Here is a 23,024-nt window from a genome sequence, read left to right on the forward strand (position 1 = left end):
ACGGGTATAATAATACCGCAACCTATTTCGCGATCTGTCCGGCAAGCCATTTTGCATAGTCGGCGTCACTGTCATCGGCGGACCAGCATAGTATCGCTGGCGTGTCGTAACTGTGCAGCGCTTTTAGCCGCGCCATTGCGGCTTTCGCCGCTGATTCCATCGTTTTGAGCAGGACCGGATATTCCCGTTCCTCGCAAAACTCCCCTTCCCAGACATATTGCGAAACAGCTGGCGCCAGATGATTGGCGCAGGCGATTAGCTGCTCGTCCAGCAATGTCCGCGCAACCTGATGGGCTTCTGCGCTTGATCCGAATGTTGTGTAAATCTGGGCCGGTTTATCGGTCATGCCTTCACTATAGCAGGATTATCACGACCCAATATATGTATTCCCCAAGCGGTCGAGGCAACGACCAGCGCGCCAACGGCCTGATGCAGCACCGCCAGTGTTATATCCATCCCGGTCATCACAGTCGCGATACCGAGCAAGATCTGGGTGCCGAACGCACTGTGAATGGCGACGGATGCCATGCGCGATTGTCCGCGAACCTTGCGCGCTAGCACGATAAGAAAGCCGACCGTGATCCACGCCCACCAGCGGTGAATGAAGTGCGTGAGATAGGGGTCATTATTTATCGCCGCCCATGCACCGAAAGTGAAGTCGATGCCTTTGGGCACAAAATGGTCATTCATCAGCGGCCATGTATTGGAGACATAGCCCGCGTTGAGGCCAGCCACATAAGCACCGAAGAGCAATTGCAGGAACAGGACAAATGCGACCGCCAGACCGAAGCCCGTCATACGAGACGGCTTGGCCGCGCCGCCAGCCAGGCGCTTCAGATCAAGCGCCGTCCAGACCAGGCAGGCAAGGATGAACAAAGCCATCAATAAATGGGTCGCTAGCCGGAAATGGCTGACATCGGTCAGTTCTGACAGACCGGAACTGACCATCCACCAGCCAATGAAACCCTGAAGGCCGCCGAGAAACAGCAGGCCGGTCAAGCGCCAGCCATAGCCAGCCGGAATGGCGCGCTTCACCGCGAAATAGAGGAATGGCAGCGCAAAGGCCAAGCCGATCACCCGACCGAGCAGCCGGTGTACCCATTCCCAGAAATAGATGAACTTGAAATCCGACAGAGTCATGCCCGCTGGGCCGGTTATTTCGATATACTCGGGGATCTGCTTGTATTTTTCAAATTCCGACTGCCAGTCCGCTTCATTGAGCGGCGGGATTGCGCCCATGATCGGTTTCCATTCGGTAATCGAAAGACCGGATTCGGTCAGCCGCGTAATACCGCCGACAATCACCATGACAAAAACAAGAAAAGCGACCGACAACAGCCAATTGGCAATAGCTATCGGCCGACTTTGCGACGCGCCGTTTAGAGGCGCCTGAGACTGGGCAAAACTGCTCATGATCGGCTATGTGATACCAAAACCACTGCCTGGCAAGTATTGCACTCCAAAAACTGACACATATTGCAGAATGATATGTTGTATCTTAACACTTGGCGGCCTATATCTGAATAAACAAACAATGTAATGGATAGCTGAGTCGTGTTTACGACGTCGAACCTTTGGAACAAAGACGGCCTTTTGGGCAAGGATGGATTATGGGACCGTATCGCGGTGCTTGTTTCTGGCCTGTGTCTGGTCCATTGCATATCCACGATGGTATTTGTTGCTTTGCTGTCATCGGCGGCGGGCGCATTGCTCGATCCGATCGTCCATGAAATCGGCATTGGCGTGGCCATTGCTCTCGGTCTGTTCACCCTCGGCCGCGGCGTAATGGATCATGGCTATATCATGCCAGCCGCGATCGGCGGTCTCGGCCTCGGCATCATGGCAGGCGCCATTACCATAGGCCACCAGGGCGATCACGGCAGTGGTGAAATCCTGTTCACTATGGTGGGTGTCGGGATTTTGGCATTGGGCCACGACCTGAACTACCGCGCGACGCATTAATTTTAGTCCCTCAGGCGCCGGGCGGGCACATCCGTGCCCTTGGCTACGCGCCAATAAGGCGCGGCGGCCGGTCGGCCTTGCCTCGCTTTGCTCGGACGATGCTCACAGACCTTGCATAAAAGATCGCGCCGATCCGACGCGAAGCGGAGGCAAGCTCGACCGCGCGCCCGAGCTTATGCGAGGAAAGCCAAGCGGGCGGATGCCCGCGCCCGGCGCCTGAGGTCAAATAAAGACTCCACCTCTTGCCCCCGCACCCAAAAATCCCTAAATCACAGCCATGGGAAAACATGATCATCATGAACATCACGGCGAGTCTCTCGCTGATGCCGCGCGCCATAATCTTGAGGCTGCCGGCGAAAAATGGACCGACACACGCGCAGCGATTTTCGAGGCACTAGCCGGTTTTTCACGTCCGGCCTCGGCCTATGACATAGCCGAGCTGGTATCGGCCGCACGCGGAAAACGCGTTGCGCCCAACAGCGTGTACCGCATTCTCGATCTTTTCGTTGCCAAGAACCTCGCCATGCGGGTGGAAAGCGCCAATGCCTATCTCGCCAACAGCCACCCCGGCTGTGAGCATGACTGCATGTTCCTTGTCTGCGACACATGCGGAGAGGCAACCCATATTGATGATGACGTCCTATCGGCAAAAGTGCGCGGCGTGGCGCAGGAACAGGGTTTCAGCTCGATCCGGCCGGTGATCGAAGTGCGTGGCATCTGCCAGAAATGCAGCTAAAGGCAATTTTTGACGACCAAGAATAGAGTCGTCTACAATCCATCGTCAGCAAATATTCAGGGGCTTTCTGCTGAAAGTTCGACATTATCGGCCAAGTTCGTTAAAACTGGGTCGAAACAGGGAGTAAATATGCCAGATCCAAAAACACCGCTTCTGGATACAGTATCGTTTCCAGCGGATCTGAGAAAATTGAAACCGGAGCAGTTGCGACAATTTGCTGATGAGCTGCGCGCCGAAGTTATCGACACAGTTTCCGTCACTGGCGGCCATCTGGGCGCCGGACTGGGCGTGGTCGAGCTGACTGCTGCTATCCACTATGTGTTCAACACGCCCGAAGATCGCCTGATCTGGGACGTCGGCCATCAATGCTATCCACATAAAATTATCACCGGCCGCCGCGACCGTATCCGCACGCTGCGTCAGGGCGGCGGGCTGTCAGGCTTCACCAAGCGCACCGAAAGCGAATATGATCCGTTTGGTGCAGCACATAGCTCCACCTCTATAAGCGCTGCTCTGGGCTTTGCGGTTGCCAACAAGATGGCGGGCAAACCGGGCCGGGGCATTGCCGTCATCGGCGATGGCGCGATGAGCGCGGGCATGGCCTATGAAGCGATGAATAACGCGCAGGCAGCCGGCAACCGTCTGGTTGTGATCCTGAACGATAATGACATGTCGATTGCACCCCCAGTGGGGGGCCTTTCCGGCTATCTTGCCCGGCTAGTCTCCTCCAGCGAATATCTCGGCATCCGCAAATTTGCGAGCAAGCTTACCGCGAAACTGTCCCGACGTCTGCATGGTGCAACGGAAAAAGCCGAAGAATATGCGCGGGGCATGGCGATGGGCGGTACGTTATTTGAAGAATTGGGCTTCTATTATGTCGGCCCGATTGATGGTCATAATATGGACCAGTTAATCCCCGTGCTGGAAAATGTCCGCGATAATGCCGAGGGGCCGGTCCTAATCCATTGCGTTACGCAAAAGGGCAAAGGCTATGGCCCTGCTGAAGCGGCGGCGGACAAATATCACGGTGTTGCTAAATTTGATGTGGTATCCGGCAAGCAGGACAAGGGGCCGGGCGGCGGACCACCAGCCTATCAGAATGTTTTTGGCGAGACGCTGGCCAAGCTGGCTGACAATGATCCGCGCATTTGCGCGATCACAGCCGCCATGCCATCCGGCACCGGCGTCGACAAATTTGCCAAGGCCCATCCAGATCGCGCCTTTGATGTTGGCATTGCCGAACAGCATGGCGTGACCTTCGCGGCTGGTTTGGCCGCACAAGGGATGCGACCTTTTGCAGCAATCTATTCAACCTTCCTGCAGCGTGCTTATGACCAGGTTGTGCATGATGTCGCGATCCAGAACCTGCCAGTGCGCTTTGCGATTGACCGCGCGGGCCTAGTCGGCGCGGATGGCAGCACCCATGCGGGTAGTTTTGACATTACCTATCTCGCGACCTTGCCTAATATGGTGGTAATGGCGGCATCGGATGAAGCTGAACTGGCCCACATGACCTACACCGCCGTAGAATATGACGAAGGTCCGATTGCCTTCCGCTATCCTCGCGGCAATGGCACGGGCGTGGAGATACCGGAAAAGCTGGAAAAGCTGGAAATTGGCAAGGGCCGTATCGTACGCGAAGGCAGCAAGGTTGCCATCCTGTCACTCGGTGCGCGTCTCGGCGAGGCGCAGAAAGCCGCCGACCGTCTCGATGCCAAAGGGCTCAGCACTACCGTGGCGGACCTGCGCTTTGCCAAACCGCTGGATGAGGAATTGATCCGCAAATTGCTGACTACCCATGAGGTGGCGGTAACTGTCGAAGAAGCCGCAGTTGGCGGGCTCGGCGCGCATGTCCTGACACTAGCATCCGACACGGGTCTGACCGACGCGGGTCTCAAAATCCGCACCATGCGTTTGCCGGATGCATTTCAGGAACAGAATAAACCGGACGTGCAATATGCCGAAGCCGGCCTCGACGCCGATGGTATTGTCGACACGGTGCTGAAAGCGCTGCGGCATAACAGCGCCAGTATAGAGGAAACCGGCGCGCGGGCTTGATTTATTAAGCCCTCAAGCGCCGGGCGCGGGCATCCGCCCGCTTGGCTATCGCGCCATAGGGCGCGGCGGCCAGTCGGCCTTGCCTCGCTACGCTCGGACGATGCTCTTGAGACTTGTGTAGAAGGTCGCGCTGATCCGACGCATAGCGGAGGCAAGCGCGACTGCGCGCCCGAGCTTATGCGAGGAAAGCCAAGCGGGCGGATGCCCGCGCCCGGCGCTTGAGGTCTAAAAAAACCTCCTCAAAACTTCAGCTGAAACCGCACTGCCGCGCCAAAGTCATCGTTAAGCGCCTCAAAATGCCCCGGCTCCTGCCGCCAGAACAGGTTGGTGTTGAGATACCCGCCCCAAAGCGGTGTCGCATAGACAAGTTCGCTGACCAGTTCGCGGCCTTGCGGAGCCAGATTCAGCGTCCGCTGACCAAATTCGGTTTGCAGGGTTTCATAGCTGTAACCAACCGGAAGGTTGAGGTTCAACCCGCCCGATGAAACGCGCAGCGGCTGGGCAAAGCGGAACGCGATCTGGTCGGAAGTGCTGAACAGTCCGGTCTTGCTGAGATCAGCCGCAAAGCTGGAGGTCTTGAGCGTTCCGCCGGTGACCAGACTAGCGCTATCCACTTGCGTCCAGCCTTGCCGCCAACTTGCCCCGGCGCGCCAGCCATTGCCTATATCATATCCGGCACGCCCATCGACAAACCAGCTTTGCGCGCCGCGCGCACCGATAGTGTCGACAAAACGCGAGCCCAAAATCGTGTCACCTTCACTGAGCCAATTGGCGGCAATGCTGAGCGATGCGGCACCAATCCGGCGATCAATCGCCAGACCCAGCCCGCTAAACCGGTAACGTTGGCGGCCCAGTCCAGTCAGGTCATCCAGCCGATCTTCATCCGAATCCACCCGGGCAACGCCGCTTTCGGCGCTCGCGGTCAAGCCAAAGCCCGCAATCTCGCGCCGCATGGCCAGAGCGCTTTTGACCTGTCCGGTAAAACCGCGCTCTCCCGTCGGCGTTGGCGCAACCAGAAAGGCCGGCCGGCTTGCACCTTGCATCTGTGCAACCAGCCCGCTGGCGCTTTTCCGGAATCCGAAGGCCACCTTCATCTCTTGCGAAACCTGTGTCATCACCGATGCAGCCAGCATCCGCGCCTTGCGTGCGTTACTGTCCGACAGCGTCAGATTATCACGCCCGATCAACCCGACCGGATTACGCCGGATATTTACCGCTATCTGCATGCCCGCGCTCGATGCCACCATATTACGGCGGTCTCCGCTAAGCGCGCCGGTTAACTTATATTCCGGCACCGCCACCTTCAGGTCATGCGCGAGGTTCAGCGCAAAAGCCCGGTCAAAGCCGTCCAATATGATCGCGCCGACATTCTGCCCCTGCAGCGCGGCATCCCCCATTGCGGCAGAGGTTTGGCCACCGGCCGCAGAAAGATCGACTTCCTGACGGCTGCCAGCCAAAGAGCTTTGTCCCTGCGGTTGAAAGGCCGCCGCGATGTCGAGCACGCCGTTGCCATAGACCGCGTCATTTCCCGCATCACCTGCATCACGTGCGCTGGTAAATAAAAGATCGACGATCTGTGCACCGGTCAGATTGGGAAAAGCCTGCGCCAGCAACGCCACGGCGCCGGAAATCTGCGGCGCGGAGAAAGACGTACCGCTCCACAGAAAAGCGGTATCCTGATTGTCATCGGCCCGCACCCGCTCACCGAGCGCCGCCAGATAGTTGGCGGCCTGGCTTCCCGCGCGGTTGCTGAATGTCGAGATATTCTCGCTGGCTCCGACAGAGCCTGCTATGATCACATGCCCGTTGCCACTATCGGCGATGCCCGCCGCAAAGCCATCGGGTGTGGCTGTGCCGTCATTTCCGGCAGAAACGACGACGACCACCCCGGCGGCGGCGGCATTGGCAACCGCATTGCGCACGCTGTTTGAGATATCCGGCCCGCCCAGGGAAATATTGACCACCCGTGCACCACTAACCCGTGCCTGGTTGATCGCCGATGCAATCGCGCCGCTATTATGACTGCAACCGTCATCATCCGGATCATCGGGATCATCCATCGCACAGCTGCCGGGACTGTCTGTACGCAGGACCAGTATATCCGTGTCAAATGCGATGCCGTGCGTTCCGCTGTCATTCTTGCTGCCAGCAGCAACGGATGTCACCGCTGATCCATGGCCGCCTTCATCGCCAATACCGCGCGTGCCTGCAAAATCACCGCTATCGGGATGGATGCGTCCGGTAAATTCGGCACTGTTCGCGTTTACGCCGCTATCGATCACGCCCAATATAATGCCATCGCCCGTCGCGCCGGCATTATACGCGGATATCGCGCCATGTTGGGTTGGACCATCGGATCGGCGAAATTCGGCAGTGTTGAAATTGGTCGCTGGAGGCGTTGGCGTAGGGGTCGGTGTTGGTGTCGGAGTGGGAGTAGGCGTTGGAGTCGGTGTTGGCGTGGGGGTCGGCGCCGTCGTAGGAGGTGCCGGCGTTGGCGATGGTCTGGCGTCGCTGCCGCCTCCACCACCACAAGCTGACAAGAGGATCAGTGGTGTTACCACTGCTGCAAAATAAGTCGCCCGACCCGCCAGATGCTTTTTCATATTACCCCGTCTTCCCGATTAACCAAAAAGCTATAGGCAATCTGCGTTACCGACAGCTTAACATCGATCAGCGCTTGCGGACGTGCGGCGGAGTGATTAGGCGCTGTGGCCATGCCACCGGAATTTTCGCATATCGACCACTGGATTTTCGATCTGGATAACGTCCTTTATCCGGCAGAATGCGATTTATTCTCGCTAATCGACATAAAAATGGGGCAGTATGTCGCCGAAATGCTGAGTTGCGATATCGCCGAAGCGCAGAAAATTCAGAAAACCTATTTTCACGACCATGGCACGACACTTGCGGGGTTGATGCATCATCACGGCACCGATCCAAAGGATTTTCTGGACTATGTTCATGATATCGACATGAGCCGCCTGTCTCATGCACCAGACCTACACAGCGCGATTGCGGCTTTGCCCGGCGAGAAGCTGGTCTTTACCAATGGCGACCGGCCCTATGCCGAGCGGGTGCTGGATAATCGCGGTCTTGGCGGACTGTTTGACCAGATTCACGATGTGCTCGCCACTGATCTGGTTCCGAAGCCGGAAAAAGCCGCCTATCACAGCCTGATCAACACCACCGGCATTGATCCGAAACGATCTTTATTTGTCGAAGATATGGCGCGTAATTTGCGTCCGGCCAAAGATTTGGGCATGACCACCATCTGGGTCAATACCGGTTCGGAATGGGGCGCACGCGATCATGCTCCGGACTATATCGATCATGAAATTACCGACTTGGAAAGCTGGGTAACTGGCCTCTCATTGAACAGGGAAGAAACATCACCATGACCACCGAATTGCAAAACGCCATCGAAGCCGCCTGGGAAAAACGCGACTCGCTGAGCATCACCAGTCAGGGGCCGGAACGCGATGCGGTCAATGCCGCGCTCGCCAGCCTTGATAATGGCAGCGCCCGTGTCGCCGAAAAACAAGGCGACAATTGGGTCGTCAACCAATGGCTGAAAAAAGCGGTGCTGCTATCTTTTCGCCTGAACGACAATCAGGTCATCGAAGGACCCGGCGGCGCAAACTATTGGGACAAGGTGCCAAGCAAATTTGCCGATTGGGGCGAGAACCGTTTTCGCGAAGCCGGTTTCCGTGCCGTGCCCGGCGCGGTTGTACGCCAAGGCTCGCATATCGGCCGCAATACCGTGCTGATGCCAAGTTTCGTTAACATCGGTGCCTTTGTTGATGAAGGTACCATGATCGACACCTGGGCTACCGTCGGCAGCTGCGCGCAGATTGGCAAGAATGTCCATATTTCCGGTGGCGCCGGCATTGGCGGCGTCCTTGAACCATTGCAGGCAGGCCCTGTGATCATCGAAGACGGCGCGTTTATCGGGGCGCGCAGCGAAGTTGCAGAAGGCGTGCGCGTGGGCGAGGGCGCTGTGCTCTCTATGGGTGTTTATCTCGGCGCATCTACCAAGATAATCGACCGAGTAACCGGCAAGGTTCACATCGGCGAAGTTCCGCCTTATGCTGTTGTTGTACCGGGCGCGACACCGCCCAAGGCCAATATTGATGGCGTCCCCGGTCCATCGCTTTATTGCGCCGTGATCGTCAAAACCGTTGATGCGCAAACGCGTTCGAAGACCGGGATTAATGAACTGCTGAGGGATTGATGAACATACCGGTGAACCAGATCAAGACTACGTTGGAGGCGAATGACCATCCCTATCGCAACGGCGCCTGGACACCGGTATTTGAAGAACTGGACACGGACAGACTCGAAGTTATCGGGAAGATCCCGGCGGACATAGACGGCGTTTACATCCGCAACACCGAAAACCCGGTGCATGACAGTATCGGCCGCTATCATCCCTTTGACGGTGACGGCATGATCCATGCCCTTCGCATCAGGGACGGCAAGGCCAGCTATCGCAACCGCTTTGTCCGTACCAAGGGATTTGAGGCCGAGCAGGAGGCGGGTGAACCTCTATGGGTCGGGATCATGGGCAGGCCCAGCGATTCCAAACGGCCTGGCTGGGGCGCGCATGGCAGCGTGAAGGATAGCAGCTCGACCGACGTTGTCGTTCATGCCGGGAAAATCCTCTCCACCTTCTACCAGTGCGGCGAAGGCTACCAGCTTGATCCTGAAACACTGGACACATTGGGCACTGCCGACTGGGTGCCCGAAGACGGTATTTCGGCCCATCCCAAAGTGGATGAGAAAACCGGCGAGTTATTGTTCTTTAATTACAGCACCAAGGCGCCCTATCTCCAATATGGCGTCGTCGGTCCGGATGATCAGCTTAAGCATTTCATTCCGGTCGAATTACCCGGCGCACGCCTGCCGCATGACATGGCATTTTCCGAAAACTATGCGATCTTCAACGACTGCCCGCTCTACTGGAAGCCGGAGTTGATCGAGCAGAATCTCTATGTCCCGTCTTACCATCCCGACGAGCCCACGCGATTCGGGATCATCCCGCGCATGGGGCAGCCGGAAGACATAAAGTGGTTTGATGCCAAACCGACCTATGTGCTACACTGGGCCAATGCCTTTGAAGAGGGCGATGAGCTGGTGCTCGACGGCTATTTCCAGAATCAGCCGGTGCCAAAGCCGCTGACAGATTTCCCGTCCGGCTACGAAAGCATGGGCGCGAGCATCGATCTCCACAGTTTTCAGCCAGAGCTGCACCGCTGGCGGTTCAACCTGAAAACCGGCGAGACGCGTGAAGAAACGCTGTTTGATGACTATCCAGTCGAGTTTGGCATGTTCAATCAGCAAATCGCAGGGCAGCCCTATCGCTATGTCTACAGCGTTACCGGTCACCCCGGCTGGTTTCTGTTCAACGGTGTGGTCAAACATGATCTGGAAACCGGCACGGCGGAACGGTTCTATTTTGGCGATGACCGCTTTGGTTCGGAAGCGCCATTCGTTCCGTCCAAAAACCCGCAATCGGAGGATGACGGTTATCTGATCAGCTTCATCACCGACATGGCGCAGGACCGCAGCGAGTGTATCATCGTCGATGCCAAGGACATATCAGCCGGCCCGGTCTGCACGATCATCCTGCCCCACCGGATCAGCAGCGGCACCCACGCCACCTGGGCTTCGGCGGACCAGATCGGGGCGGCCTAAATTTTGGGCTGCTGCTGTGTCGCGCAGTGAATACCGCCGCCGCATTCACCAATCGGGTCAACATTCAGCATGACGATCTCGCGCCCCGGATATAGCCGCGCGAGCATCTCCTTGGCCTTGGTATCGGCTTCCGTATCGCCAAATTGCGCTGCGATCACCGCGCCATTACAGACATAATAATTGACATAGGAAGCCACAAAATCTTCCGCCTTCACCCTGATATCATAGGGTTCCAGCAATATTTCCAGGTCAAACGGTTTCCCGTTCGCATCGCTGGCGTTGCGCAAAATCTCATAGGTTTCATGCGCCGCGTTGGTGAACGGATCACCGGGATATTCTTCCTCGCCGGGAAGCTGGATTAAAATCGTGCCGGGCTCTGTAAAACGCGCCAGCGCATCAATATGATAATCCGTTATATCCTTGTCCTTCAGGCCGGGCGCCCAGATCATCTTATCTGCGCCGACGGCTTCCAGGATCATTTTTTCGATATCCGCCTTGCTGCCTTTGTTGCGATTGGCGATCACCCAGCTCGATTCATGCGCGATCACGGTTCCGACGCCGTCGGACTCCAGTCCGCCCGGCTCTCCAACCAGACCGTTGTCGAGCAGCTCCAGTCCCAATCGCTCCGCGACAGCGGCAGCAATCTTGCCGTCATTGTCATGAACCTGCTTGTTACCCCAGCCATTAAAGTTGAAATGCCGCACCGCCAATGTCCCGGCTTCATCGCGCACGAAACAGGGCCCGGAATCGCGGCACCACAGGTCATCTGTGGCAATGTTCCAGATTTCGACGCCGTCTGACAATTTGCGGCGCGCCTTTGACTCAAACCGCTTGTCCATCAACATCACTACGGGTTCAAATTCGGCAATGGCGTTGGCGACATCAGCAATGGATTGTTGCAGCATATTCAGAAAGACCGGATCAGAATGCACCACGCGGCTGACCGGCCATTGCATGAAAGTGCGTTCGTGCGGATCGGCCTCTTCGGGCATCCAGAAAGCGGAACCGGTCATTTCAGCGGGCGCGGTGCAAGCCGCAATACCGGGAAATACCGCGAGTGCACCCAAGGCGCTCGCGCGTTTTGAAAAATTCCGGCGTGAGATCATGATGTGCTCCCCCAAGCATGGCGCTAGTCAAAAAGCTGCCCGTCCACTTCCTTGCCCGGTGGCGGTTTCAGCCCGAGATGCTGCCAGCCGCGATCATTGAGGGCGCGGCCTCTGGCCGTACGGGCGACCAAGCCGAGCTGGATAAGATAGGGCTCAATCACTTCCTCGATCGTATCGCGCGGTTCGCTGAGGCCAGCCGCGAGCGTTTCCACACCTACGGGGCCGCCCTTGTAAATATCAGCGATCATATGGAGATAGCGGCGATCCATGGCATCAAGGCCGATACTGTCCACCTCCAGCCGCGTGAGCGAGGCGTCGGCGGTTTTCTGGTCCACCGTGGCGGCCCCCGCCACATTGGCGAAATCCCGCACGCGGCGGAGCAGGCGCCCGGCGATACGCGGCGTTCCGCGGGCGCGGCGGGCGACCTCTGTGGCGCCATCGGGCGCGATGTCGAGACTGAGCAATTTCGCCGCGCGGTGGACGACTTTTTCCAGTTCCTCGGTGGTATAAAAGTTCAGCCGCACCGGAATGCCGAAACGGTCGCGCAGCGGCGTGGTGAGGAGTCCCTGCCGCGTCGTCGCACCGATCAGGGTGAATTGCGGCAGGTCGATCCGCACGCTGCGCGCAGATGGCCCTTCGCCAATGATCAGATCGAGCGCGCGGTCCTCCATTGCCGGATAGAGCACTTCCTCGACCACCGGATTGAGCCGGTGAATTTCATCGATGAAAAGCACATCGCCTTCCTCAAGATTGGTCAGCAGTGCCGCGAGATCACCCGATTTGGCAATGACCGGGCCGGATGTCGCGCGAAAACCGACGCCGAGCTCACGCGCGATAATCTGCGCCAGCGTGGTTTTGCCAAGCCCCGGCGGACCAAAGAACAACGTGTGGTCCAGCGCCTCGCTCCGGCTTTTCGCGGCCTCGATAAACACGCGCAGATTGGACCGCGCCGCTTCTTGCCCGATAAATTCATCAAGCGATTTCGGGCGCAACGCGGCATCGATATCCTCGACCTTGCGTTCGGGCGATGAGAGGCGGTCAGGGTCCGTCATCACTTCGCCGCCTTTTTCAGCGCCAGCCGCACCAGTGCATCCAATGTCACACCATCGCCTACCTCGGCATCGGCCGCCGCCACGGCTGCGCTCGCCTCGGCTGGTTTGAAGCCCAGATTTTGCAGCGCGCTCACCGCATCGGCGCTGTTATTGGACGGCGCATGAACCGCGCTGCCGCTGCCCGCAATCGGGTCGGTCGCGATGGTGCCGACCTTGTCTTTCAGCTCGTTGACAATGCGCAGCGCCAGTTTTGGCCCCACGCCATTGGCCCGCGCGACCATCGCCTTGTCGCCGGTCGCCACGGCGCGGCTGATCTCGCCGGGTTCGAGTGCGGAGAGGATCGCCAAAGCAACCTTACCACCGACACCCTGGACAGAGATCAGCAAGCGGAACCAGTCGCGCTCAGACCCGCTGGCAAAACCCATCAGGCGCATATCATTCTCGCTGACCTGCATTTCCGTATAGATGGTCGCGCCATCGCCAACCCCGCCAATGGCGGTAATGGTCCGCGACGAGGCAAAGACCAGATAGCCCACGCCATTCACATCCAGCACAATATTATCCGTGCCGATTTCGTCGATAATACCGGTGAGTTTTGCAATCATGATAGTGTTTTAGCGCGACTGGCGAATCTGTCGAGTTTTTGTTTTGTTCTTTTTTGCCCTCAACGCTTTCGATGATGCGCGTGCGTAATCGCCACGGCCAAAGCGTCAGCAGCATCATGGCCAACCAGCTTCACGCCGGGCAGCAGGATTTTGAGCATGGCCTGCACCTGATCCTTATCCGCCTTACCCACGCCGACGACCGATTTCTTGACCGCTCGCGCGGCATATTCTCCGACCTCAATCCCGGAACGCGACGCACCGAGCAGCACAACGCCGCGCGCCTGCCCAAGCTTTAGCGTGCTTTGCGGGTTGGAGTTGACGAACACTTCCTCAACCGCCGCCGCGTCCGGTTTATATTCCAGCAGCAAGTCGGTCAGTTCCAGATCGAGCTTCAGCAACCGGCTTGCCAGCTGCATTTTCGGATCGGTCTTTATCTGGCCATTGGCAATATGCGACAGCCGATTACCCTCGGCGCTGATAACGCCCCAGCCAGTGGTACCAAGACCGGGGTCGAGGCCGAGGATGATCATGGCTTCATGATCACCCGGCGTTCAGTTGTTCCATGATTTCATCGGACACGCTGTAATTACCGTGCACCGCCTGGACATCGTCATCATCTTCCAGCGCGTCGATCAGGCCCAGCAGTGTTTCCGCCTGCGCCGCATCGACTTCCACTTCCACCGACGGTTTCCACGCCAGCTTCACGCTCTCCGCTTCACCAAGAGATTTTTCCAGCGCACCGGCAACTTCGTGCAGATCTTCCATCGCGGTCCAGATTTCATGGCCGTCTTCGGAGGATTGAATGTCATCACCGCCGGCTTCCATCACCGCTTCCATCACCGTGTCCTCATCACCGGCACTGGCGGGATAGGCGATGTAACCGACCCGTTCAAAACCATGAGCGACCGAGCCGCTCTCGCCCATATTGCCGCCATTGCGGGAAAAGATGGTGCGCACATTGGTCACAGTGCGATTGGTATTGTCGGTGAGCGCTTCAACGATCAGCGAAACGCCGCCGGGGCCAAAGCCTTCATAACGAACTTCCTTATAGTCATCGCCTTCGCTGGCTGATGCCTTATCGATCGCACGCTGGATATTATCCTTGGGCATGGACTGGCCTTTGGCGTTGTTCACCGCGAGGCGCAGGCGCGGATTCATGTCCGGGTCCGGCATGCCGGACTTTGCCGCCACGGTAATCTCGCGGCTGAGTTTCGAGAACATCGCCGAGCGTTTCTTGTCCTGTGCGCCCTTGCGGTGTTTGATATTTGCAAATTTACTATGGCCTGCCATATGATTCGTCCGTACCTGAATTATTGTTATTGAGGCTCTTTGCCGCATGTTCGAACCCAACTCAACCATTGGATGGGCAACCGGCCGTCTGATGGCGACCACCCGCGATCTGCTTACCTTTCTGCGCGCGCCGAAACTGGCGGATAACGAATTGCAAAGGACCGGGAAACCAGCTGATCTCATCTGGCTTTTCGCGGTCAACTGCATGATCGTCGCCGCACTCGCGATCCTGCTATTTCCGGTCATGCTGGCCTTTGATGTCTCAATGTCGAACAGCATGGCAGGCCTGTTCGAGCGACCGATCTGGCAGCTTTTGCTGATCGTTGTTATCGCCGGACCAATTGTTGAAGAGCTGATGTTCCGCTCGTGGCTCAGTGGTTCGCCGCGGCTGCTTATCCCCGTCTCCGGGCTGCTTCTGTGGATGGGACTGACATATAGTTATGAGCAATTGGGGTGGCCCGGTCCCGCTTCCATGGGCACCGCGGTTTTGTTGGCCGTGATTGCCGCTGCCGTGTTGATTGGTGTAATCATATTCTGGAAACGGCCGGTGCCGGGATGGTATATTCGGATTTTCCCACTGGTCTTCTGGAGCCAGGCGCTGCTCTTTGGCTCCGTGCACGTGTTCAACTATGCCGGTGACAATCCGGCTGCGCTGCTACCCTTTGTACTGCCACAGACAGTGGGCGGTCTGATCTGGGGCTATGCCAGAATCCGTTATGGCTGGTGGGCCAATATGGCGATGCACATGGCTTATAACCTGATCGCGACTAGCGGTCTGGTCTACGTCCTGCTGACGCGGCCGGACATTCTCTAGTCTGTGACGACTGCAGTTCCCGACGCGGATACCATCAGCATCGATCCCTTGTCGCCAACCACTTCGTAGTCGAGATCCACACCGACCACCGCATTTCCGCCGAGCTTAGCCGCTTCGGCCTGCATTTCCAGCAAGGCCTCATCCCGCGCGCGTTTCAGGACATTTTCATATTTGCCGGAGCGGCCACCGACAATATCGGTAATGCTGGCGAACAGGTCGCGAAACAGGTTCGCGCCGACAATCACCTCGCCAATAACGATGCCGCGATAATCGCGGATCGCTTTTCCTTCAATACTGGGTGTTGTCGTGACAATCATGCTTGCTCTCCCGATGTGAAAGCCGGGATGTTAGCGGATCGTTCAGGCGAGACCAAGCGCCGACTTATAGGTGTCGAGTATGGCTTCCATTTCCTGACGGTCATGGGTTTCCATTTTGCGCAGGCGGACGATCTGGCGCATGATTTTCGCATCATAGCCCTGTGATTTCGCCTCGGAATAGACATCACGAATATCGTCGGCAATGCCCTTTTTCTCTTCTTCCAGCCGCTCGATACGTTCAATAAACAGACGCAGCTGGTCTGCGGCAACATTGCCTTCGCTCATTCTCAAATTCTCCAGAAAATATGTTTTTGGATTCGTGTAGCCGCTTTAGTCGACGCTCTCATTCTTGGCTACGCTTTCCTTCATCCGCTGCAGTTTTTCTGGCGTCGCTTCTGTCTGGAACTTTCTCTTCCATTCGGATGACGGCATGCCGTGAATGGCCATGCGGGCCTCTTCCTTGGTCATGTTTCCGCCCACATCATTGGTTGCTTCCATGACCCAGTCGGCCAGGCAGTTGCGGCAGAAACCGGCAAGCCCCATCAGGTCGATATTTTCCGCATCATGGCGGTGCTGCAAATGCTTGACCAGGCGGCGAAAGGCCGCCGCAGCCGCTGCATCAGAAATTTGTTCTGTCATGTGAAATGCTTCCGTTGCTTTTTGTTTTTATCCTGTCATGATTTGGGGCTAACAGGCGTGAATTTAAAGCACCAAAACAGGAATTTTCGATGGCAGCGCATATGTTCTCCCGCGACCGCAAAGTAAAGGTGCTTGCCACCCTTGGTCCGGCCAGCGGCAGTCCGGCCATGATCGAAAAAATGTACAAGGCCGGTGTGGATGCGTTTCGCATGAACATGAGCCATGGCGAACACAAGGCCCATGCCAAAAATGTCGATTCAATCCGCGCGCTGGAGAAAAAAGTCGGGCGGCCGATTACAATCCTGGCTGATTTGCAAGGTCCGAAACTACGCATCGGAACCTTTGCCAAGGAGCCTGTCGAACTGAAAACGGGAGCGAAATTCACCCTCGATCTGCAAAAGAAAAAGGGCGATGCCAAGCGGGTCAACCTGCCGCACCGCGAAATTATCGAGACGCTGGAGCCCGGCCATACGCTGCTTCTGGATGACGGCAAGATCCGGCTGGAGGTTACCAAAGCCGATGGGAAGAGCGTCGAGACCAAGGTAGTTGTCGGCGGACCAATTTCGGATCGCAAGGGCGTCAATGTCCCTGAAGTGGTGCTACCTGTCAGCTCCCTCACCGACAAGGATCGCAGGGACCTGACCTTTGCGCTGGAACAGAATGTCGACTGGATCGCGCTGAGTTTCGTACAGCGCCCCGAAGATGTTGCCGAAGCACGGCGACTGATTGGCGGCAAGGCGGCCTTGCTAGCGAAGATTGAAAAGCCGGCCGCGATAGACCGGCTGGATGAGATATTGGAGCTATCCGACGCGGTGATGGTCGCGCGGGGTGATCTGGGCGTCGAATTGCTTCCAGAACAGGTCCCGCCATTACAGAAACAGATTGTCGCCTCAGCACGCAAGCTGGGTCGTCCGGTGGTGGTCGCGACCCAGATGTTGGAATCGATGATCAAGTCGCCAACGCCGACGCGGGCCGAAGTCTCTGACGTCGCCACCGCCATCTATGACGGCGCGGATGCCATCATGCTGTCGGCGGAATCCGCCGTTGGCGATTGGCCGATTGAATCGGCAACGATGATGGACCGGATAGCGGCGCAGGTCGAAAATGATCCCTCTTATGCCGAACGCGTGCATTTCACCGAAACCGTGCCGGATGAAACAACCGCCGATGCGCTGGCCGCTGCGAGCTATAATATTGCGCGGACAATAGAGACGTCGGCCATCGTATGTTTCACGACATCCGGCTCGACCGCGCGCCGTATGGCAAGAGAACGGCCTTCAGTGCCCTTGCTGGTCCTCACCCCCAATCGCCAGACCGCGCGCCGCGTTGGCCTGCTATGGGGTGCCCATGCCGTCGTCACCCGCGATGTCAGCGATTTTGAGGAAATGATCGCCAAGGCCAAACGGATGGCCCTGCGCCACAAGCTGGGCGAGGCCGGCTCGCGATTGATCGTCTGCGCCGGTGTACCCTTTGGAACACCGGGATCGACCAACTTGCTGCACGTTGTGCGGTTGAGCGGGAATGAGTTGAAGGGTGGTTGAGCAGATCGGGCGGTGATGCTTCAACGTCCTTTTTGGGCACAAAAGCGGACGTTAGCTAGCTGCCATTTGCCTTTCTGACGCAACATCGTAACTCTCACGGGCCGCATCAATATTCGTGAGATTCTCAAGCGCCCAACAACCCAGTGCGTTTACGGGCTCTCGAAATGAGTCACCCATCGGAGTTAGACTATATTCCACCTTGGGCGGGATGGTCGGATAGTAAGTACGATTGACAAGGCCGTCCCGCTCCAATTCGCGCAAAGTGCGACTGAGCATCCGCTGTGAAATTCCCAGATTCCGTTTCAGTTCATTGAAGCGCAGGATTCCATAATTGGAAAGCGATATAATCACGAGGACGCTCCAACGGTCTCCAACACGTGTCAGGACTTCGTTGATACGTTTGCAATTGGGGCATTGCTGTGAATCTGGATCTGAATTCGGCATGGTGGTTCCCTTTATGTAACCGAGGCTCATAATTGTGCCCTCTTGCGGGAAATTTAGGTTCCCAATATATCGTTAGTCACAAAAGTATACCAGTGCGTGCGAGCACTGACAATAGGAGTGAAGAAATGGCCGGCAAGACCCTGATTGAACATTTGAACTGGCGCTATGCCACAAAGAAAATGGATCCGGCAAAGGCCGTTCCACAGGAAAAGGTTGATGCAATCGTGGAGGCGGTTCGTATGACACCTACATCCAGCGGTACGCAGCCGTTTGAACTTATTCTGGTGACCAATCCCGATGTTTTAGCTGAAGTTCGAGCGGCCGCTGGCGACCAGTCGCCGATTACCGATGGTTCTCATCTATTGGTTTTCGCGGCATGGGATAACTATACAGACGAGCGTATCGACGACGTTACTCGGTTAAATATCGAAGCGCGCGGCGAAATACCATTGATTCATCAATATTATGGCAACCTGAAGTCCAACTATGTTCCACGCGATGCAGAGGTGAATTATGCGCATGCAGCCCGCCAGGCCTATATTGCCGTGGGCGTAGCTTTGGTAGCCGCCGCCGAACAAGAAGTCGACAGCACGCCGATGGAGGGCTTCGATCCCCCAGCGGTGGACAAAATCCTCGGTTTGAGAGAACGCGGGTTACGTTCGGTTGTCCTTTTACCTCTGGGCTATCGTGATCCAGCGGGAGATTGGTTGTTACCGATGGCAAAAGTGCGCAAGTCACGCGAAACCATGGTGACTCAAGTCGATTAGAGTGCCGCTGGTTTTCGATCCGGAACAAGGCCAGAGCGCTTTCAGCAAATTCCAATTCTCAAGGAAAATCAATGACTGTTTCAAATGGTGAAAGTTGGATTGCACTGGCGATCGTAGTCTCATCGGTTTTAACTGCGTGGTTCATGAACTATCGCACGCCCAAGGTTCGGGCATTTGGCACGTTGCTGGCGGCACTGGGGTGTTTTGCAATCGTCACATGGTTCGCAAATATATTGGGGACCGGCATCCTGGAAAATCCAAAACCCAATCAGACGCCGATGGACTCTGCGAAACCCGCCATGCTTTGGATGCAGGCAGCCGTGGCTTTGGTGGCTGGGTTGATGCTGTTCATTGCTGCCTATCGGCAAACTAAGAGCAGCGAAGTACTGGAGTTGCCTGCAGAAAACGAACCTGATCGCTACGGATTTGTTTCGCGAATGATTCATTGGACAACGGCGATTTTGTTCATTGCCCTTATTCCCATGGGAATCTTCGCATCGATGATCCCGGAGGATACATGGTTCCGAAATCACTATTATGTCGTGCACAAAACAATAGGTGTGCTGGTTTTTGTCCTGCTTTTAGTCCGTTTGTTCTGGAACAGACGATCACAGCATCCGGCGCTCGATGCTTCACTCAAACCGGCTGAACATAGATGGGCACATCGCGTACATATCATGTTGTACGTTATGATGATTGCCGTGCCTGTTACGGGTTATGTGATGACCAGTTTTCATGGATATCCAACCTATTTCTTCGGATTGGAAATTGAGCCGTTCTGGGGAAAGAGCGACGCATATATAATTTGGGGAACTTTCCATAAATATATTCTGCCGTATCTGCTCTATATCATATTGGGCGCTCATATCCTTGGCGCGTTAAAGCATCATTTCTTAGATAAGCACGACGCCGCGTTGAAAAGAATGGTGAGTTAGGTTTCTCAAAAAAATCTGGATCAACTTGCGTCCGCTTTCGGGATATTGCGGACTTCCATGATCATTTTTTGAAGGACACACATTTTGCCAAATGTGGTGGTGCAAAATCGCGGTCGGCGAACCCTGCAGAGTTTTGGGTCCGCTTCCACTGACATGATCGGTCTGACTGCCATCTAACAATTGCGATGCTTGTCGAACCATCCCCGGCGGACTAAAGGAAGGGTCATCTGTGATCTTTGACCAGGGAATATCCGGTTATTGGTCTCGCGTTTCTCATCGCACAAGCAAACAGGATAGAATATGGATCTGGTCGGCCCCGCTTCACATAGCTATTTCTCCCAGCGGCTTCGGCTGCATTATGCCGATTGGGGCAATGCCGAAAAGCCGCCGCTCATCCTGCTGCACGGGGGCAAGGATCATTGCCGCAACTGGGATTGGGTGGCGCAGGCGCTGCGTAGTGACTGGCATATTATCGCGCCTGATGTCCGCGGCCATGGCGACAGTCAGTGGAGCACCGATGGCAATTACACCACCATGGCGATGGTGACGGATCTGGCGCAGCTGATCCACCAGCTTGACCTGTCCCCGGTGACGATTGTCGCGCACAGCATGGGCGGCAATATCGCCCTGCGTTATACGGGGCTCTATCCCGATACGGTGCGGAAGCTGGTCGCAATTGAAGGATTGGGTCCCAGTCCCGAAATGCTCGCCGAGCGTGAGAAAACCGGCCAGCTGCAACGGGTCCGCAACAGCATCGACGAAAAGCGCAAGGCCGCCGGACGGCAGGTGAAGCGCTATGCCACTTTTGAGGATGCGCTCAAACGGATGCAGGACGCCAATGGTCACCTGTCCGACGAACAGGCCCGGCACCTGACCACGCATGCGGTGATCCGCAATGAGGATGGCAGTTACAGCTGGAAATTCGACCCTTATGTACAGCATTGGGATTCGATTGATCTGCAACAATCCGATATCCAGCAACTATGGGGCAATATCACCTGCCCGACTCAGTTGCACTATGGCGATGACAGCTGGGCCAGCAATCCCCAGAAGGATGGCCGGATGCAATATTTTGGCGATAACGTATCGGTCAAAAGCTTTGCCAATGCCGGTCACTGGCTGCATCATGACCAGTTCGACCAGTTTGTCGGAGAGCTCAGGGCGTTTCTGTAGCTGCCCGCACGGCTAATAATTTATCATGCTGAATCAGGTTCGACATCCCTGAACCCAGTCTCGCATCACAGACTATCACATTTGATGTGATAAAGCTCTGGACGTATCACATTACAGTGTGATACCAACGCGACATAGATAACAGACAGGCGGCTTCCATGAGCAAGATATTGATAGAACAACTGATTGAATTGATCGATTCCGGCAAGGAAACGCGCGCTGGCTTGGCCCGCGCTGCCGGCCTTCACTCCAACAGCCTGCGGCGGCTGGGTGAGGCGGACTGGAATCCGACGGCCGAGACTTTGGGCAAGCTGGAGAAATATCTCGCGAGCGGCGGCAACAGCGTGATGGCAACGGCGGAAGAAATTATCAACGAGGCGCGCAACGGACGCATGTATATCCTGGTTGATGACGAAGACCGGGAGAATGAGGGCGATCTTATCATCCCGGCGCAAATGGCGACACCGGACGCGATCAACTTCATGGCGAAATATGGCCGCGGGCTTATCTGTCTGGCGATGGCCAGGGACCGGGTTGAGGAACTGGGTCTCGACATGATGAGCCAGAATAACCGGACCGCCCATGAAACGGCCTTCACTATCTCGATTGAGGCGCGCGACGGCGTGACCACAGGTATTTCGGCCGCAGACCGCGCCCGCACCGTGGCGGTGGCGATTGATGGCACCAAGGACAAAAGCGAAATTGTGACGCCGGGTCATGTCTTCCCGCTACAGGCGCGCAATGGCGGTGTGCTGGTGCGTGCAGGTCATACCGAAGCAGCGGTAGATGTGTCGCGGCTGGCCGGTCTCAACCCGTCTGGGGTGATCTGCGAGATCATGAAAGATGATGGCGAAATGGCACGGCTCGATGATCTCATCGAATTTGCGCAGCATCACGGCATGAAAATCGGTACGATCCGCGATCTAATCGCTTACCGGCTGCGCCATGATCATCTGGCGCAGAAGCGAGCCGAAGCGACATTTGAAAGCCGCTGGGGCGGCGAGTGGAAGGCGATTACTTTCTTCAACACCGCAACGGAGTCGGAACAGATCGTATTGCAAAAAGGCCATGTCGATCCGGAAAGCCCGACCTTGGTCCGCATGCATGCCACCGCGATTTTCAGTGATGTATTTGGCAAGACCGGTGCGCATAGCGGCACGCTGGCTGAGTCCATGAAGATTATTGGTGAGGCTGGCTCCGGCATTATCGTCTTTATCAGCCCGCGGATACCGGATTTCTATTCCCGTCAGGTCGCACGGCTGAAAGGCGAAAAACCGGCGGATATGGATCAACTTCGCGACTATGGTGTCGGGGCGCAGATCCTGACCGAGCTGGGAGTGAGCGATATGGAATTGCTATCCAACACCAGCCATGACCTGGTCGGACTGGATGCTTATGGCCTGCGCATTGTTGGTCAGCGGGCCATACCCACGGCTGATGCCAAAGAACTGGAGACTGCATGATGGCCAAATTCCTGATCGTTGAAGCGCGTTTTTATGACCATTTGAATGACATGCTGCTGGACGGCGCCAAGGCCGCTCTGGAAGCAGCTGGCCATGAGCATGAGATGCTGACCGTCCCTGGTGCGCTGGAAGTACCCGGCGCGATCTCCCTTGCGATCGATAGCGGAGAATATGATGGCTTTGTCGCGCTCGGCGTGGTCCTGCGCGGGGAAACCTATCATTTTGAAATCGTCTCCAATGAAAGCGCGCGCGGTATCATGGCGCTGACACTCGACGGAGCGGCGATCGGCAACGGAATCATCACGGTTGAGAATGAAGCACAGGCTTTGGCTCGGGCCGACAAAGGACAGAAAGACAAAGGCGGAGAAGCAGCCAAAGCGGCTGTTGCCATGCATGAACTGGGGCAGCGATTTACCGGCTGAGGTCCT

General features: G+C 56.5%; 25 protein-coding genes. 13 read left to right on the forward strand and 12 right to left on the reverse strand.

The annotated features are described in order from the left end of the window. Positions 1-22: 22 nt before the first annotated feature. Complete coding sequence (gene cutA / locus AC6I9Z_RS00865; RefSeq protein ID WP_461457873.1) at positions 23-346, reverse strand: divalent-cation tolerance protein CutA; 324 nt, start codon at positions 344-346, stop codon at positions 23-25. Further along, on the reverse strand, positions 343-1,413 hold the full coding sequence (locus AC6I9Z_RS00870) for a COX15/CtaA family protein (RefSeq protein WP_461457871.1): 1,071 nt from the start codon (positions 1,411-1,413) through the stop codon (positions 343-345). Before AC6I9Z_RS00870 ends, cutA begins: the two co-directional genes overlap by 4 nt. Before the next feature lie 141 nt (positions 1,414-1,554). On the opposite strand from AC6I9Z_RS00870, the gene AC6I9Z_RS00875 reads away from it, so the two are divergent. The 3 genes from AC6I9Z_RS00875 to dxs all read left to right on the forward strand — a co-directional run bounded on the left by AC6I9Z_RS00875 (position 1,555) and on the right by dxs (position 4,756). Further along, complete coding sequence (locus tag AC6I9Z_RS00875; protein ID WP_229955110.1) at positions 1,555-1,962, forward strand: MerC domain-containing protein; 408 nt, start codon at positions 1,555-1,557, stop codon at positions 1,960-1,962. A 277-nt stretch (positions 1,963-2,239) separates the two neighbouring features. Beyond that, complete coding sequence (locus tag AC6I9Z_RS00880) at positions 2,240-2,698, forward strand: Fur family transcriptional regulator (protein ID WP_109354311.1); 459 nt, start codon at positions 2,240-2,242, stop codon at positions 2,696-2,698. 129 nt (positions 2,699-2,827) lie between these two features. After that, the gene (gene dxs, locus AC6I9Z_RS00885; protein WP_461457868.1) at positions 2,828-4,756 is read left to right on the forward strand and encodes a 1-deoxy-D-xylulose-5-phosphate synthase; all 1,929 of its coding nucleotides are present in this window, start codon (positions 2,828-2,830) and stop codon (positions 4,754-4,756) included. Positions 4,757-4,995: 239 nt separating this feature from the next. Here the strand turns inward: dxs and AC6I9Z_RS00890 are convergent, their stop codons facing one another. Further along, positions 4,996-7,359 (reverse strand): S8 family peptidase, encoded by a 2,364-nt coding sequence (locus tag AC6I9Z_RS00890; protein WP_461457866.1) that lies wholly within the window; start codon positions 7,357-7,359, stop codon positions 4,996-4,998. Between the two features lie 111 nt (positions 7,360-7,470). On the opposite strand from AC6I9Z_RS00890, the gene AC6I9Z_RS00895 reads away from it, so the two are divergent. Genes AC6I9Z_RS00895 through AC6I9Z_RS00905 form a run of 3 tightly spaced genes read left to right on the forward strand, consistent with a single transcriptional unit; the run spans position 7,471 to position 10,450 of the window. Continuing rightward, the gene (locus AC6I9Z_RS00895; RefSeq protein WP_461457864.1) at positions 7,471-8,154 is read left to right on the forward strand and encodes a pyrimidine 5'-nucleotidase; all 684 of its coding nucleotides are present in this window, start codon (positions 7,471-7,473) and stop codon (positions 8,152-8,154) included. Further along, on the forward strand, positions 8,151-8,987 hold the full coding sequence (gene dapD, locus AC6I9Z_RS00900) for a 2,3,4,5-tetrahydropyridine-2,6-dicarboxylate N-succinyltransferase (protein WP_461457862.1): 837 nt from the start codon (positions 8,151-8,153) through the stop codon (positions 8,985-8,987). The genes AC6I9Z_RS00895 and dapD overlap by 4 nt, the downstream gene beginning before the upstream one ends. Next, a complete protein-coding gene (locus tag AC6I9Z_RS00905; protein WP_461457860.1) occupies positions 8,987-10,450 on the forward strand; it encodes a carotenoid oxygenase family protein in 1,464 nt (487 codons plus the stop codon). Before dapD ends, AC6I9Z_RS00905 begins: the two co-directional genes overlap by 1 nt. Here the strand turns inward: AC6I9Z_RS00905 and AC6I9Z_RS00910 are convergent. The 5 genes from AC6I9Z_RS00910 to AC6I9Z_RS00930 are packed head-to-tail and all read right to left on the reverse strand — an operon-like array spanning position 10,447 to position 14,503. Beyond that, positions 10,447-11,556 (reverse strand): agmatine deiminase family protein, encoded by a 1,110-nt coding sequence (locus AC6I9Z_RS00910; protein ID WP_461457858.1) that lies wholly within the window; start codon positions 11,554-11,556, stop codon positions 10,447-10,449. The two genes, AC6I9Z_RS00905 and AC6I9Z_RS00910, sit on opposite strands and share 4 nt — an antisense overlap. A gap of 23 nt (positions 11,557-11,579) precedes the next feature. Further along, positions 11,580-12,608 (reverse strand): Holliday junction branch migration DNA helicase RuvB, encoded by a 1,029-nt coding sequence (gene ruvB, locus AC6I9Z_RS00915; RefSeq protein WP_461457856.1) that lies wholly within the window; start codon positions 12,606-12,608, stop codon positions 11,580-11,582. Then, positions 12,608-13,213: a Holliday junction branch migration protein RuvA gene (gene ruvA / locus AC6I9Z_RS00920; protein ID WP_461457854.1), complete on the reverse strand. Its 606-nt coding sequence runs from the start codon at positions 13,211-13,213 to the stop codon at positions 12,608-12,610. The genes ruvB and ruvA overlap by 1 nt, the downstream gene beginning before the upstream one ends. 59 nt (positions 13,214-13,272) lie before the next feature. Further along, complete coding sequence (ruvC, locus tag AC6I9Z_RS00925; protein ID WP_461457852.1) at positions 13,273-13,743, reverse strand: crossover junction endodeoxyribonuclease RuvC; 471 nt, start codon at positions 13,741-13,743, stop codon at positions 13,273-13,275. 10 nt (positions 13,744-13,753) lie between these two features. Beyond that, positions 13,754-14,503 carry a YebC/PmpR family DNA-binding transcriptional regulator gene (locus tag AC6I9Z_RS00930; RefSeq protein WP_461457850.1) on the reverse strand — a complete coding sequence of 250 codons (750 nt, stop codon included), beginning with the start codon at positions 14,501-14,503 and terminating at the stop codon, positions 13,754-13,756. A gap of 46 nt (positions 14,504-14,549) precedes the next feature. Between AC6I9Z_RS00930 and AC6I9Z_RS00935 the strand changes: the two genes are divergently transcribed. Next, a complete protein-coding gene (locus AC6I9Z_RS00935) occupies positions 14,550-15,317 on the forward strand; it encodes a CPBP family glutamic-type intramembrane protease (protein WP_461457848.1) in 768 nt (255 codons plus the stop codon). Here AC6I9Z_RS00935 and AC6I9Z_RS00940 read toward each other — a convergent pair. From AC6I9Z_RS00940 to AC6I9Z_RS00950, 3 genes are read right to left on the reverse strand one after another with little or no spacing between them, the layout of a single operon-like run. Further along, positions 15,314-15,634 carry a heavy metal-binding domain-containing protein gene (locus tag AC6I9Z_RS00940; protein ID WP_229955082.1) on the reverse strand — a complete coding sequence of 107 codons (321 nt, stop codon included), beginning with the start codon at positions 15,632-15,634 and terminating at the stop codon, positions 15,314-15,316. The two genes, AC6I9Z_RS00935 and AC6I9Z_RS00940, sit on opposite strands and share 4 nt — an antisense overlap. A gap of 42 nt (positions 15,635-15,676) precedes the next feature. Beyond that, positions 15,677-15,919 carry a DUF2312 domain-containing protein gene (locus AC6I9Z_RS00945; protein ID WP_074203789.1) on the reverse strand — a complete coding sequence of 81 codons (243 nt, stop codon included), beginning with the start codon at positions 15,917-15,919 and terminating at the stop codon, positions 15,677-15,679. 45 nt (positions 15,920-15,964) lie between these two features. Beyond that, the gene (locus AC6I9Z_RS00950; RefSeq protein WP_461457845.1) at positions 15,965-16,273 is read right to left on the reverse strand and encodes a DUF1244 domain-containing protein; all 309 of its coding nucleotides are present in this window, start codon (positions 16,271-16,273) and stop codon (positions 15,965-15,967) included. A gap of 89 nt (positions 16,274-16,362) precedes the next feature. Between AC6I9Z_RS00950 and pyk the strand changes: the two genes are divergently transcribed. Then, positions 16,363-17,814: a pyruvate kinase gene (gene pyk, locus AC6I9Z_RS00955; RefSeq protein ID WP_461457843.1), complete on the forward strand. Its 1,452-nt coding sequence runs from the start codon at positions 16,363-16,365 to the stop codon at positions 17,812-17,814. 51 nt (positions 17,815-17,865) lie between these two features. Here pyk and AC6I9Z_RS00960 read toward each other — a convergent pair whose 3' ends face one another. Next, positions 17,866-18,258, reverse strand: coding sequence for a winged helix-turn-helix transcriptional regulator (locus tag AC6I9Z_RS00960; RefSeq protein WP_461457841.1), 393 nt, complete (start codon positions 18,256-18,258; stop codon positions 17,866-17,868). A 125-nt stretch (positions 18,259-18,383) separates the two neighbouring features. On the opposite strand from AC6I9Z_RS00960, the gene AC6I9Z_RS00965 reads away from it, so the two are divergent. The 5 genes from AC6I9Z_RS00965 to ribH all read left to right on the forward strand — a co-directional run bounded on the left by AC6I9Z_RS00965 (position 18,384) and on the right by ribH (position 23,018). Continuing rightward, positions 18,384-19,025 carry a nitroreductase family protein gene (locus AC6I9Z_RS00965; RefSeq protein ID WP_461457839.1) on the forward strand — a complete coding sequence of 214 codons (642 nt, stop codon included), beginning with the start codon at positions 18,384-18,386 and terminating at the stop codon, positions 19,023-19,025. A gap of 71 nt (positions 19,026-19,096) precedes the next feature. Next, positions 19,097-19,960 carry a cytochrome b gene (locus AC6I9Z_RS00970; protein WP_461457838.1) on the forward strand — a complete coding sequence of 288 codons (864 nt, stop codon included), beginning with the start codon at positions 19,097-19,099 and terminating at the stop codon, positions 19,958-19,960. A 300-nt stretch (positions 19,961-20,260) separates the two neighbouring features. Continuing rightward, positions 20,261-21,133, forward strand: a complete 873-nt coding sequence (locus AC6I9Z_RS00975) for an alpha/beta fold hydrolase (RefSeq protein WP_461457836.1) — start codon at positions 20,261-20,263, stop codon at positions 21,131-21,133. Between the two features lie 158 nt (positions 21,134-21,291). Then, on the forward strand, positions 21,292-22,596 hold the full coding sequence (gene ribB / locus AC6I9Z_RS00980) for a 3,4-dihydroxy-2-butanone-4-phosphate synthase (RefSeq protein ID WP_461457834.1): 1,305 nt from the start codon (positions 21,292-21,294) through the stop codon (positions 22,594-22,596). Next, a complete protein-coding gene (ribH, locus tag AC6I9Z_RS00985) occupies positions 22,596-23,018 on the forward strand; it encodes a 6,7-dimethyl-8-ribityllumazine synthase (protein ID WP_461458238.1) in 423 nt (140 codons plus the stop codon). The genes ribB and ribH overlap by 1 nt, the downstream gene beginning before the upstream one ends. The last annotated feature ends 6 nt before the right edge of the window (positions 23,019-23,024 follow it).

It is taken from the genome of Parasphingorhabdus sp. (assembly GCF_059726685.1).